This is a genomic window from Leifsonia sp. Y878, assembly GCF_057669685.1.
The window spans coordinates 223,967-236,214 of the sequence record NZ_JBYHFS010000004.1; the positions used below are offsets into that span (position 1 = coordinate 223,967).

Genomic DNA, 12,248 nt, shown 5'->3' on the forward strand with positions numbered 1-12,248 from the left:
AAACATGACTGCAGTTGAACGAGTCGCAATCGCCGGAGGCGGGGCGGCCGGAACCGCCGCCGCGATCCTCCTCGCCGAGAAGGGCGTCACCGTCGACGTCTTCGAAGCCAAGAACAGCCTGACCGCCCTCGGGTCAGGAATCACCCTGCAAGGAAATGCGCTTCGAGTCCTCGACCAGCTGGGCGTGTGGGACGAGGCCAAAAAGCACGGATATGGGTTCGATGTCGTGGGGTTGCGCGCACCAGGCCCAGACGCGACCATCATCGCCCAGATCCCGGACCAACGAACGGGTGGTCCGAAGTACCCGGCAACAATGGGCATGTACCGGCCGGATCTCGCGCGCATCCTCGTCGACCGCGCGGTGGCCGTCGGAGCATCCGTGCACTTCGGGACCACCGTCACCGGGTTCAACTCCGACGAGGCTGGCGTGGACGTCACGCTCTCCGATGGGCGGACCGAACGATACGACCTGCTTATCGGGGCCGACGGGCTGCACTCCCGGGTGCGGGAACTCCTGGGCGTCCACGCCACTCCGCTCCGCACGGGAATGGGTATCTGGCGCGCCTTCGTGAAGCGTCCGGCATCCGTCACGCACACCGAGCTCTACTACGGGGGACCCTGCTACATCGCGGGTTACTGCCCAACAGGTGACGACACGATGTACGCGTACCTCGTGGAAAAGGCCGAGGACAGATCGGACGTCACGGAAGAACAAGCGGTCGAGATCATGCGTGGCCTCTCCCAGGGGTACCACGGTCCGTGGGACGACTTCCGCGCAGACCTGTCGACTGCATCGCGTGTGAACTACACGTGGTTCACCGAGCACCTCGTCCACGATGCCTGGAATCGCGGGCGCGTCGTCCTTATCGGTGAAGCTGCACACAGCGCACCCCCCACCCTCGCCCAGGGCGCCGCCCAGGCGCTGGAGGATGCAACTGTTCTGGCGGAACTGCTCCTCGCACGCGACACCGTCGATCAGGAGCTGTGGGATGACTTCCACGAACGACGGATCCCACGAGTCACCGAGGTCGTCGAGGCCTCCGTGCAGCTCGGTACCTGGCTGATCGAGGAGCAGCGGGACGCGAATATCCCCGGCCTCATGGGTCGGATCGGCGCTCTGGTCAGCGAGCCGGCATGAGCATCGTCGACGTACACGCCCACGTTCTCCTTCCCGCACTGCAGGCCGCGATACGGGAAGGAGATCCAACCGGATTCGCGGCGGCGGCGGCTCTCGAGGCCACAAGGAACGGGCCGGAATCGATGGCTGCCTCCGGGCAGATGATCGGCGAGCGAATCCCCCGACTGACGCAGCTCCCGCTTCGTCTGGCCGACATGGATGAGCAGGGCGTCGACATCCAGGTCGTGTCCCCATCGCCCTCGCACTATTACCCATGGGCAGCACCAGAACTGGCGAGTTGGGCCGCCCGCGAAGCATCGCGAATGACCGCAGAGCACATCAAGGGAGCACCCGGCCGGCTTCTCGGTCTGGGGCTCGTGCCGCTACAGCATCCTGAGCTCATCGTCGGGGCGCTCGAGTACGCGGTCAACGAACTGGGACTCGCCGGCGTCGAGATCTCGTCGAGCGCCGGGGACGTCGAACTCTCCGACCCCCGCCTCGAGCCGCTCTGGGCACGAGCGACCGAACTCGATGCAGTGGTCTTCCTGCATCCCTTCGGCTGCACGCTTGATGAGCGCCTCGACAGCTTCTACCTGTCGAACACTGTCGGCCAACCGACTGAAAACGCCGTCGCGCTCTCCCACCTCATTTTCTCTGGGGTGCTTGATCGGCACCCGACACTTCGCATCGTCGCGGCGCACGGCGGAGGCTATCTCCCTGGCTACATCGGACGGAGCGACCACGCCTGGCGGGTACGACCCGAAGCCCACGGATGCACCAACCCACCCTCGAGCTACCTGCGACGGATCTGGTTCGACTCGCTCGTCCACGATGCGGCAGGCCTCCGCACGCTCATCGCGGCCGTGGGCGCCGACCGCGTGGTGCTCGGCAGCGACTACCCCTTCGATATGGGCGAGGAGAGACCGGTGCACTTCGTGCGCGGCGCCGGACTCGATGTCGACGTCGAGACCGCGATCCTGCAGGACAATGTGCACGGGCTCCTACCCGCGCTCGCGCGAGCGACGCGATGAAAATCGCACGGTGGTCCCACGCTGGTCACACCCGTGACGGATTCGTCATCGGAGAACGCGTGGTTCCATTTCCCGACGGACTGACAGTCGCCGATGTCGTCGCCACCGGTCTCGCGGCACTTCCAGCGATCGTCGACCGTGTGACGTCAGCTACCTCGGTTGCTCTCGGAGACGTCGAGCTCCTGATCCCCATCGTTCCGGCGAGCGTGCGTGACTTCGTTGCCTTCGAAGAACACGTTGAGGGAGTTGTGCAATCCGTCAGCGGCGGCCACGGTGTCGATCCGGAATGGTACGAGTTCCCGACCTTCTATTTCACCAATCCGCACTCCATGATCCCGACTGCGACGACGGTTCGCCCACCACTCACCGATCGGCTCGACTTCGAACTCGAAGTTGCAGCCGTGATCGGTGCAGTTCCCAGTTCCGATGGCCGCGACCTTCACCCAGACGAGGCGGCCGACCACATCTTCGGATACACGATCTTCAACGACTGGTCGGCCAGGGACATCCAGTCCAGGGAGATGAAGGTCAGACTCGGCCCGTGCAAGGGCAAGGATTTCGCCAGCACCCTCGGGCCATGGATCGTCACAGCGGACGAGTTCGCCGGCAGGCTTGATGAGGACGGCTTCCTTCCGATCGTGATGGAAGTCTTCGTCAACGGCCAGCTCATCGGCCGGGATCTGCTGTCGAATATGGGCTGGCCGTTCGCCGACCTCATCGCCTACGCCTCTCGCGCCTCTCGGGTTGTCCCTGGCGACGTGCTTGGCTCCGGCACGGCCGGGAACGGTGGCTGCCTCGCAGAACTGTGGGGACGACGCGGAGAGGTCTCACCGCCTCCCCTCTGCCAGGGCGACGAAGTTGTCATGCGGGTCGAAGGCATCGGAGAGATCCGCAACGTGGTCGGCCACCCGGCAGAGGCGCCGCCCATTCCGCCGGCGCGTGCGCGACCCAGACTCAGGGAGCACGCCTAGTCGCTCAAGAACTCCGCGCCTCGTGGACGCGGTTCCGTAACACCCACATTCCCAATACAGGAGATTCAATGACGAACTCATCCATCGCAGCTCCGCGGGCTGCCGTCCGCAGTGCGGGCATCTGGCAGGCGGTGCTGTTGCTTGCAGGAAGCTGCATGCCCGTGCTCGGCGCCGTCCTAATCACGCCGATCCTCGCCCAACTCAGTGAACATTTTGCTGGAGAGGCCGGCGCCGTCGTTCTCGTGCCGATGATCGTGGCGATCCCGGCACTTATGATCGCAATCTTCGCACCGTTCGCAGGGCAGATCGTCGACAGGCTGGGCCGAAAGAAGCTGCTCATCGTCGCGATGATCGCTTACGCCTTTGTCGGAACGGCTCCTGCCTACCTCGAGTCGCTGCAGCTCATCCTGGTCACCAGAATCGGAGTCGGCATCACCGAAGCGGCGATCATGACCGTCTGCACCACACTGATCATCGACTACTTCCATGAGGAAAAGCGACGCAACAAATACCTCGGACTGCAGACCGTTGTCACCACGCTTGCCGCAACCGTCTTCATCATCCTCGGCGGCGCCCTCGGAGTCGGCGGCTGGCACACGCCTTTCTGGGTCTACGCTTTGAGCCTCATCATTGCCGTTCCGATGATCTTCCTCCTCTGGGAGCCCAACCGCGCCGACGCTACAGACGCGCATAGCCCGTCAGCGACGAAGGTACCCGTTCCGTGGCGACGGCTTCGCCTGCCCCTGATCGTCGCGCTGTTCGGCGGTTTCACCTTCTACGTCATGCTCATCGAGGCCAGCTACCTCCTTGTCGCGAACGGAGTCAAGGCAAACGACACCGCCACGATCGGGGCTGTCGCAGCGCTTGCGTCCCTGATAACAGCAGCGGGAGCGCTGTCATTTCCGAAACTCGCCAAGCGGGGGCCACGATTCCTCCTCCCACTCGCATTCGCCCTGCAGTCGATCGGCATGCTCACCATCTGGTTGGTTGGAGGCGTTCCCGGCGTTGCGATCGGAGCTGTCATCGCGGGCTTCGGCTCAGGACTTCTGTTGCCTTCCATGGTCACGTGGGCGCTCTCCGGCACCCGATTCGAGGAGCGCGGGCGTGCGACTGGTTGGTGGCAGTCAGCATTCTTCTTCGGTCAGTTCCTGACCCCCATCCTGATGGGCGGAATCGCCGCTGCTGTCGGAGGCTTGCCCATGGCCGTCGGTGTCGTCGGCATCGCCTGCGCACTCGTGGCCGTCGCCCTCGGGCTTGGGCTCCGTACTCGCTCCGAGGAGTTCGCCGAAGCGCCCCTCGGCTCAGTGCAGCGCTAACGCGTGGGGTCGGGACCAGAACGGGTTGGTCCCGACCCGATCGGGCTTTCGAACAATCGGCCAGCCTCCGAGAAGAGGTCGCGCATCCAGATGTGCTCTGGATCTCGCCGGTGGATCGGATGCCACCACAGTGCGTTCGTGATCGGGGTGGCCTCGAACGGAGGAGTCAACACTCGAATGGCGGGGTTTTGCAGGGCGAACTCCGTGAGGTGCGCCTGGATGAGTCCAAGCCGTCGCGTGCCGGCGATGAATGATGGCAGCGCGAGGAAGCCCTCGACGACGCAGACGACGTTTGGCTCGACCCCCAGCTGCTGCAGCTGACGCGTTGCCGAGGTGAACGCAGACCGGGACTGATAAGTGAACACCCATGGAGCTGCCGCAACGTCAGCCATCGACAGGGTGTCCCCGATCAGATCGTTGTCAGCTGACGCGATGATCACCCACCCATCCGTGGAGACATCGACGAACGGCAGGTCAGACAGGAACCCGTGCGGCAGGAGAATGGCGTCGGCAGATCGGAGATTGCTAACGGCATCCTCAACGATCTTCGGGGTGTGCTGCATGAAGCGGAAGCGTACTTGCGGGGCGCGCTCAGCGGCGAGGTCGGCGACGACCCTCCCGACTGTCGCGAAACCGTAGTCCGAACCGAAGACGGTGAACTCCCGCATCGATTCGCTCGGGTCCCATGCTGCCTGGCTCGCGAACACTCGCTGGGCGGCATCAAGGGCGATCCCCGTCTGCTCCGCCAGGCGTGAGGCAAGCGGGGTCAGCTGATACGAGTTACCCTGGCGCGCCAGGATCTGGTCGCTGAAGTGGATCCGCAATCTGGCCAGCGATGCGCTCAGCGCAGGCTGGCTGAGGTTGAGCCTCTCTGCCGCTCGCGTCACGCTGCGCTCAGTGAGGAGAGCATCGAGTGAAACGAGTAGGTTCAGGTCAAGTCGGGTGATGCTCTGTGGGGTCGGCACGTCATCGTGTCCTTCGCAGATCGGATCGACGCGGCATCAGCGACGTCGATGTCTCAAGGACACCATATAGCGTCGATCGATTGCCTGGGCGACGGGCTCAGCTGCCGGTGCGGCGGTCCCGCGAGAGGAACTCCATCGACTGACTCGAGGAATGCACCAATGCCCGGAAACGGCCTCCGGGGCTTGCCGCCGGGTCGCTGGACGGGAGCGCAGCCGCGCGGAGTGCCGTGGCCGTTCGCAGGGCGGCTGTCCGCAGCGTCTCAACGGTGTGCAGCCACGACTGGTCGTCATTCGGCACGACAGCTCCGATTGCGGCCACCGTCTCACCAGCGGCCCCGACCACGGGAACCGCGATGCCCCGAGCGCTGGGATGGATGTGCCCGTCAGTCACGGCGAATCCTTGTTTTCGAACATCGGACAGCGCTGCCCTCAACACGTTTGGATCGTGGATGGTCGCGTCGGTGTACGACGGCAGAGGTGCAGCGAGAACGGTTGCGAGTGCATCCGGTGGGAAATTCGCCAGCAACACCAACCCTGTCGCCGATGCATGCAGCGGCAGCCGGCCCCCGATGATCGTCGATGAAACGACGGCGTCGAGCATCGAAAGGCGTTCCAGAAAGAGGACGTCTCGCCCGTCGGCGATGCCGAGCTGGACATGTTGTCGAACAACAGCATGCGCTTCCAGGAGATAGGGGGACGCGGTCTCGCGAAGGCCAAGCGCACCGGGCGTGCGGCAGGCGAGTTCCCAGAGACGCACTCCGAGCCGATACGTCTTGTCATCCAACCGTTCAACAAGACCAGTGTCAGTCAACTCGGCCATTAGACGATGAGTTGTGGAGAGCGGCAGACCACTACTTCGGGAGAGCTGGGAGATCGTGAGGAACGGCTGGCCTATCGAGAACGAGTCGAGCAGTAGCAGCTGCCTGGTCAGCGCCGATTTTCCTGCGGATGCCTTCGCCATTGATCCTCCGCGCCGAGCCTAACATTTTCCTTTCATCGGAAAGCCAAAGCCGCGCTTCTGCCCCGTGTCATATCGTGTGGTCACTCGTCGTCAACGGTGACAGCAGGAGAGTCCAGTGAAATCCCCACCATCGTCAGCACCCCAAGAATCCGAGCGTTCGAATGTAGGGGACCTCGTCGTCGTTTCCACAGAGGTCATCGCGTCGGACGTGGTGTCGATCAGGCTCCGCCGTGTCGACGGCGGACGCTTACCGGACTGGACGCCTGGTGCCCACATCGACCTCATCCTGCCGAACGGGATCACCCGTCAGTACTCACTCTGCGGTGATCCGGCGAACAGCATCGAATACCGAATCGCGGTGTTGCGTGAGTCAGCGGGACGTGGCGGATCACGCTTCATCCATGACGTGCTTGCCGTAGGTGACCGAGTCGGACTCGGTGGGCCACGAAACAACTTCGTCCTCGTCCCGTCCCCGTCGTTCACCTTCGTCGCCGGCGGCATCGGAATCACCCCACTCCTCCCCATGCTGCACGCAGCTGACGCGCTCGGTGCCCGCTGGAGGCTCCTGTACCTCGGGCGGGATCTCAGCACCATGGCGTTGACGCGTGAGATCAGTGGGCGGAACGGCGATATCACCCTGCATCCAGCCTCCGAACGCGGGCGCATATCTCTTGCAGACTGGATCGGGAGCTTCGACGAAGCGACCAAGGTCTATGCGTGCGGCCCTGCTCGGCTCCTGGCATCCGTCAACGACATCACTCGCTCGTGGAGACACGGGTGGGTGCGAACCGAACGGTTCACCGCCCGCACGTTCGATGCGCCGATCCGCGCCGATTCGTTCGAAGTGCAGGTCTTCGGGACTGATATCGCGGTCGACGTCGAACCGGGCACCTCCATCACGGCAGCTCTGCGTCGCGCGGGGGTTGACATCCTCACGTCGTGCGCCCGTGGGGTGTGCGGCACCTGCGAGACCACCGTCGTGACCGGAGAGCCCGATCACCGCGACTCAATTCTCAGCGATGACGAGCAGGTGGCCGGAGACTGCTTCTTCCCCTGCGTCAGTCGTTCGCGCAGCGACCGCATTGTCATCGCCGTCTGACCGCGCTCGCCTGATGAAAGGGCACCACATGACCATCACGGACGCACCGACCATGGCTGAGAACACTGAAGACCCGTTCAGCGCCGACATCCTCGAGGATCCGCTTCCCTTTCAGGAGCGGCTGCGCGAGGCTGGAAGTGTTGTGCACCTTCAGAAATACGGCGTCTACGCGATGGGCAGGTACGACACCGTCCGTTCCGCCCTGCTGAACTGGCAGGACTTTCAATCCGCCGCTGGCGTCGGCATGACCAACTTCACGGTGGAGAAGCCATGGCGGCCACCGAGCCTGCTTCTCGAGGCCGACCCGCCCCACCACGACGCCCCGCGTGAGGTGCTCGCGAAGATCCTGAGCCCGCGATCCATTCGTGAGCTGGAACCAGCATGGGCGGATGACGCGGAGCGCCTCGTTGACGATGTGGTGCACGGACCGCTCGAGTTCGACGCCGTCGCAGCGCTGGCGGAAGCATTCCCACTTCGCGTTTTCCCCGACGCGGTAGGCCTCCCAGGCTCAGACCGCGACCACCTTCTTCCGTATGGCGATCATCTCTTCAACACCTTCGGACCCGAGAACTTCCTGGTCGAGCAGGGCGCGAAACGCGCACCGGAACTGTCAGCCTGGGTGAACGCACAATGCTCACGGGAGTCCCTCTCCCCGACCGGGTTTGGGGCAAACATCTGGGCGGCGACGGATCGCGGCGACATCACGAGCGCCCAGGCGCCGCTCATCGTCCGCTCCCTGCTCTCCGCCGGCGTCGACACCACCGTTCATGCCATTGGTGCAGTGCTCCACGCATTCGCAACCCACCCCGAACAGTGGGCGGCCCTCCGCGCCGACCCGCGGCTGGCTCGTCGAGCTTTCGACGAGGCGATCCGCCTCGAATCCCCGGTGCAGACGTTCTTCCGCACGACCACACGGGACGTGACCATCGACGGCACCCTCATCCCAGAAGGACAGAAGATCCTCATGTTCCTCGGATCGGCCAACCGCGACCCACGGCGTTGGGAGCACCCCGATGTGTTCGACCTGTCGCGCGATCCGTCAGGGCACGTCGGGTTCGGCATGGGCATCCATCAGTGCGTTGGTCAGCATGTAGCCCGCCTCGAGGCGGCCACGCTCGTCACGGCGCTGGCGCGACGGGTGCGAACGATCGAGCTCTCCGACCGGCCCACACGCCACCTCAACAACACGCTGCGCGCATGGGAGACCATGCCGGTGCGCATCACCCTCACCTGATCGAACAGGAGCTAGCGGCGCATTCCCGGCACGGTGACCTGGTTCATCTGGGCCCTCAACCACTGATGACCCGGATCATCGTCGAAAGCGGCATTCCACCAGAAGGCGTTGCGGAGGTCTGGCACGTCGATTGGCGGGTCGAGCACGACGACTGGACGGGTCTCGGCGAGGCGTCGAGCCAGGGATTCGGGAGCAAATGCGATTCGGTCAGTGTCAACGACGAGATCTGCGAGGGTCAAGAAGTTTCGGCTCACCACCTGAATGTGGGGATAGATCCCGATGGTGTGCAGTTCACGGATGGCCAGGGAGATCGCTGTTCTCCCGTTGAACGTGACCACCCATGGAAGCCGGCCCAGCGCCTCCTCGGAGAGTTCCGGTGCATCGTGGCGGGCTGTGTCGGCGATGCAGACCCACCGATCCAGGAACAAATCCTGGTGCGCAGCTCCCTTGATATATCCGTGGGGAACGATGAGGCCATCAATGTCTCGAAGTGACTCAGGAGCGTTGTCGACGACGGTGTCCTCCATCTGCTCGAACACCAACTGGACAGAGGGCGCGTACTTGGCGATGCGGCGGGACAGGGGCGCTCCGAAGACGCTGGCCGCATAATCCGAGCAGATGATTCGGAACTCTCGCTGGCTGGATGCTGGGTCGAAATCGGATTGCGATCCGAAGACACGGGACACGGAGGCGGCCGTGGCTTGGATCTCAAGGCTGAGCTGCACCGCGAGCGGGCTCAGCACATAGGAATTGCCGGAACGAACGAGGAGGTCGTCATTGAAGTGCCGACGGAGGCGGCTCAGCGACTGGGACAGCGCAGGCTGGCTCATGTGCATGCGCTCTGCGGCGCGGCTTACGCTCCTCTCTTCGAGCAGTGCTTGAAGAGGCAGAAGAAGATTCAGATCGACGTTGACCGGTTCCATGGTGACTACCGTACGCCCGGGTGAGACGCCGCCATGCCGGTGCTCTCGCGCACGATCAACGTCGGTTCCAACTCGATCTGCTCGTGTCGATGGGTGCCAGGTTCAGCGACTTCGCGAAGAAGGAGCTGTGCTCCTCGATAGCCCAGTTCGTCGCCGGGCTGGCCGATCGTGGTGATCGGGATGGGACTGTCCCATGCTGCCTGGTTGTTGTCGTAGCCGACGATGCCGACCTGGGACGGAACGCTTACGTCGTGGGCGGCGAATGCCTGGGCGATGCCGGCCGCAAGGAGATCGGACGCGGCGAAGATGCCATCAATGCGGCCGGCATTGATGTCTTCGATGAGTGTGAGACCGACCGCCCATCCGTCGGAGCGGTTGACGCCGATCGGATCGATCTCGCGTGCAGGCTGTAATCCGTGCTCGGTCAGGGCTCGATGGAAGCCCAGTCGCCGTTCGGTGACCGGTTGCAATCCGCTGGGGCCACCGATGAACGCCAGGCGGCGCCGGCCGGTTTCCAGGAGATGCTGGGCAGCCATGTAGCCGCCGACGTCGTTGCGAATGTGGGCGCTGCAGAACGAAGCAGGATCTGCCGCATAATTCAGGAGCACGAGTGGGCCACCTGGCGACGCTCGCTGGGCGATCGCCCGGTAGTGCGACTCATCGTTGAGTGTGAGGAGGACGCCAGCGACGCGTCCCTCCGCGAACAGGCGCACGTAGGTGTTCTCCCGGTCGAGGCGCCCGTCACTGTTTGCCAGGAGGAGGGTGAGGCCGGCTTCTTCCGCAGCGCGTTCTGCCCCGGCGGCGATCTCCACGAAGAGCGAGTTGGACAGATCCGAGAGCACCAGTCCAAAGGATGGTGTCCGGCCAACCGCCAACGAGCGTGCAGGCCCATTCGGCACATAGTTGAGCATCTGGATCGCACGCTGCACCCTGTTGAGCGTGACGTGCGTCACTCGCTCCGGATGGTTGAGCACATTAGACACCGTGCCCTGCGAGACGCCCGCCAACGATGCCACGTCGGCGATCGACGCATTGGACGGAGGAGGTGTGGTTCCTCCTGCGGGTACTTGCACGGCAAAGGTCATGCGCCCAACTTACCGGGACATGCCATGAAGCGCTTCAAACCTCGGCGTATGCCTGCGAGGCATATCGGGTATTACAGATGGCGATGGATACGGGGCCGACGGCTATTCCGGTCGTGACTGTGCGCCCCTAACATCAGCTTGAAGCGCTTCAAACGAGGCCTACATTCAAAGGAGAAAACATTGCCTTCACCCTTCACACAGCGTGGTGTGCGTCGCTTGGTGCCGCTTGTGACCATTGTCGGAGCGAGCGCACTTCTCATCACCGGCTGCAGCGCCGGTGGTAGCGGTGGCGGATCCACTACCGCACCAGAGGACTTCACCTACCTGTCCTTCGCGGAGAACACATCTATCAAGGACACCCTGACCGCCCTCAGCACCGATGAGTGCTCCGCAGAGAACGACGCCCTTCCTCTGAAGGTGACGACCCAGCCGCAGGCAAGCTACGACCAGCAGCTGCAGCTACTTGCCGGCCAGAACGCTCTGCCCGTACTGATGGCCAGCGGAAACACGCCCCAGGTCGCGAAAGACCTCAACAAGGGTGGGAAGCTCGTCGATATCGAAGCGGCACTCAAGGAGCTCGATAAGAGCGACGACATCATCCCTGCCGCGAAGTCGACCATCGACGCGCTGTACGACGGCGACCAGTACGTCCTCCCGACTGAATTCAACGTCGAAGGCATCTGGTACAACAAGAAGATCTTCGCTGACAACGGCATCGATGTTCCGGCAACCTGGGACGAGCTGACCGCGGCTGCAGACACGCTCAACACGGCCGGCGTGACGCCGTTCTCCGCCGACGGCAAGGACGGATGGCCTCTGACCCGTCTCGTCGGAAACTACATTTTCCGCGACCTCGGACCCGACGCCCTCCAGAAGGTGGCTGACGGAGACGCGAAGCTCACCGACCCCGAGTACGTCAAGGCGGCCGACGAGGTCGCGAAGCTCGGCGAGAAGGGGTACTTCGGGCCGTCCGTCGGCTCGATCGACTACACGACCGCGGTTACGCAATTCCTCTCTGGGGATGCGGCCATGTTCTACATGGGCAGCTGGATCCTCGGCAACTACGCAGACCCCGCCCAGAACGTGATCGGCGCAGACAACATCGGCTTCATGCCGTTCCCCGAGGTCACGGGCGGCAAGGGATCGATCGACCAGCTCGCTGCCAACGTTGGCGTGCCGTTGGCGCTCTCACAAGCGAGCTACACCGATGACGTGGCGAAGTGGGTTGGCTGCATCGCAGACAACTTCGGCTCAAGCTCTCTGAAGAACCAGGGAGTCATCACCGGCTTCAAGGTCAACACGCCGGTCGAAGACCTGCCACCGCTCACGAAGACCGTGCAGGAGCAGATCGACAACACCACGCAGAGCGTGCTCTGGTTCGAAGCCCTCTTCAACGCGAAGGCGGCCACCACCAGCCAGACGAACGCATCTCAGCTCGTAACCGGTGCGATCGCTCCGGAGAAGTTCATGGAAATGGTCCAAGCCGACCTCGGCAACTGACACCAGAAATGACGCGTGAGCGCTGCGGGGTGGAACTCCCACCCTG

The 12,248-nt window shown here is 63.6% G+C and carries 11 protein-coding genes; 7 read left to right on the plus strand and 4 right to left on the minus strand.

The window, feature by feature from the left end:
• The first annotated feature begins 4 nt into the window (after positions 1-4).
• From AC25Y4_RS14355 to AC25Y4_RS14370, 4 genes are all read left to right on the plus strand, one after another.
• A complete protein-coding gene (locus AC25Y4_RS14355) occupies positions 5-1,138 on the plus strand; it encodes an FAD-dependent monooxygenase (RefSeq protein ID WP_488121097.1) in 1,134 nt (377 codons plus the stop codon).
• On the plus strand, positions 1,135-2,148 hold the full coding sequence (locus tag AC25Y4_RS14360; RefSeq protein WP_488121098.1) for an amidohydrolase family protein: 1,014 nt from the start codon (positions 1,135-1,137) through the stop codon (positions 2,146-2,148). Before AC25Y4_RS14355 ends, AC25Y4_RS14360 begins: the two co-directional genes overlap by 4 nt.
• Entirely contained in the window at positions 2,145-3,119 is a 975-nt protein-coding gene (locus AC25Y4_RS14365; protein ID WP_488121099.1) for a fumarylacetoacetate hydrolase family protein, read from the plus strand. Before AC25Y4_RS14360 ends, AC25Y4_RS14365 begins: the two co-directional genes overlap by 4 nt.
• Before the next feature lie 68 nt (positions 3,120-3,187).
• Positions 3,188-4,435, plus strand: coding sequence for an MFS transporter (locus AC25Y4_RS14370; protein WP_488121100.1), 1,248 nt, complete (start codon positions 3,188-3,190; stop codon positions 4,433-4,435).
• On the opposite strand, the gene AC25Y4_RS14375 is transcribed toward AC25Y4_RS14370, so the two are convergent.
• Together AC25Y4_RS14375 and AC25Y4_RS14380 are read right to left on the minus strand one after the other, a co-directional pair.
• The gene (locus AC25Y4_RS14375) at positions 4,432-5,400 is read right to left on the minus strand and encodes a LysR substrate-binding domain-containing protein (protein ID WP_488121101.1); all 969 of its coding nucleotides are present in this window, start codon (positions 5,398-5,400) and stop codon (positions 4,432-4,434) included. The two genes, AC25Y4_RS14370 and AC25Y4_RS14375, sit on opposite strands and share 4 nt — an antisense overlap.
• 97 nt (positions 5,401-5,497) lie before the next feature.
• Positions 5,498-6,361: an IclR family transcriptional regulator gene (locus AC25Y4_RS14380; RefSeq protein ID WP_488121102.1), complete on the minus strand. Its 864-nt coding sequence runs from the start codon at positions 6,359-6,361 to the stop codon at positions 5,498-5,500.
• Positions 6,362-6,476: 115 nt separating this feature from the next.
• On the opposite strand from AC25Y4_RS14380, the gene AC25Y4_RS14385 reads away from it, so the two are divergent.
• Together AC25Y4_RS14385 and AC25Y4_RS14390 are read left to right on the plus strand one after the other, a co-directional pair.
• The gene (locus AC25Y4_RS14385; RefSeq protein WP_488121103.1) at positions 6,477-7,460 is read left to right on the plus strand and encodes a PDR/VanB family oxidoreductase; all 984 of its coding nucleotides are present in this window, start codon (positions 6,477-6,479) and stop codon (positions 7,458-7,460) included.
• Between the two features lie 28 nt (positions 7,461-7,488).
• The gene (locus AC25Y4_RS14390) at positions 7,489-8,694 is read left to right on the plus strand and encodes a cytochrome P450 (protein WP_488121104.1); all 1,206 of its coding nucleotides are present in this window, start codon (positions 7,489-7,491) and stop codon (positions 8,692-8,694) included.
• Between the two features lie 11 nt (positions 8,695-8,705).
• Here AC25Y4_RS14390 and AC25Y4_RS14395 read toward each other — a convergent pair whose 3' ends face one another.
• Positions 8,706-9,617, minus strand: coding sequence for a LysR family transcriptional regulator (locus AC25Y4_RS14395; protein ID WP_488121105.1), 912 nt, complete (start codon positions 9,615-9,617; stop codon positions 8,706-8,708).
• Positions 9,618-9,622: 5 nt separating this feature from the next.
• Positions 9,623-10,702 carry a LacI family DNA-binding transcriptional regulator gene (locus AC25Y4_RS14400; protein WP_488121106.1) on the minus strand — a complete coding sequence of 360 codons (1,080 nt, stop codon included), beginning with the start codon at positions 10,700-10,702 and terminating at the stop codon, positions 9,623-9,625.
• 180 nt (positions 10,703-10,882) lie between these two features.
• On the opposite strand from AC25Y4_RS14400, the gene AC25Y4_RS14405 reads away from it, so the two are divergent.
• Positions 10,883-12,202: an ABC transporter substrate-binding protein gene (locus AC25Y4_RS14405; protein WP_488121107.1), complete on the plus strand. Its 1,320-nt coding sequence runs from the start codon at positions 10,883-10,885 to the stop codon at positions 12,200-12,202.
• Positions 12,203-12,248: the final 46 nt, after the last annotated feature.

Excerpts from the sequence above, each read along its gene's own strand:
- AC25Y4_RS14355 (WP_488121097.1), top strand. The coding sequence starts at position 5 with ATGACTGCAGTTGAACGAGTCGCAATCGCCGGAGGCGGGGCGGCCGGA.
- AC25Y4_RS14360 (WP_488121098.1), top strand. The coding sequence starts at position 1,135 with ATGAGCATCGTCGACGTACACGCCCACGTTCTCCTTCCCGCACTGCAG.
- AC25Y4_RS14365 (WP_488121099.1), top strand. The coding sequence starts at position 2,145 with ATGAAAATCGCACGGTGGTCCCACGCTGGTCACACCCGTGACGGATTC.
- AC25Y4_RS14370 (WP_488121100.1), top strand. The coding sequence starts at position 3,188 with ATGACGAACTCATCCATCGCAGCTCCGCGGGCTGCCGTCCGCAGTGCG.
- AC25Y4_RS14380 (WP_488121102.1), bottom strand. The coding sequence starts at position 6,361 with ATGGCGAAGGCATCCGCAGGAAAATCGGCGCTGACCAGGCAGCTGCTA.
- AC25Y4_RS14390 (WP_488121104.1), top strand. The coding sequence starts at position 7,489 with ATGACCATCACGGACGCACCGACCATGGCTGAGAACACTGAAGACCCG.
- AC25Y4_RS14395 (WP_488121105.1), bottom strand. The coding sequence starts at position 9,617 with ATGGAACCGGTCAACGTCGATCTGAATCTTCTTCTGCCTCTTCAAGCA.
- AC25Y4_RS14400 (WP_488121106.1), bottom strand. The coding sequence starts at position 10,702 with ATGACCTTTGCCGTGCAAGTACCCGCAGGAGGAACCACACCTCCTCCG.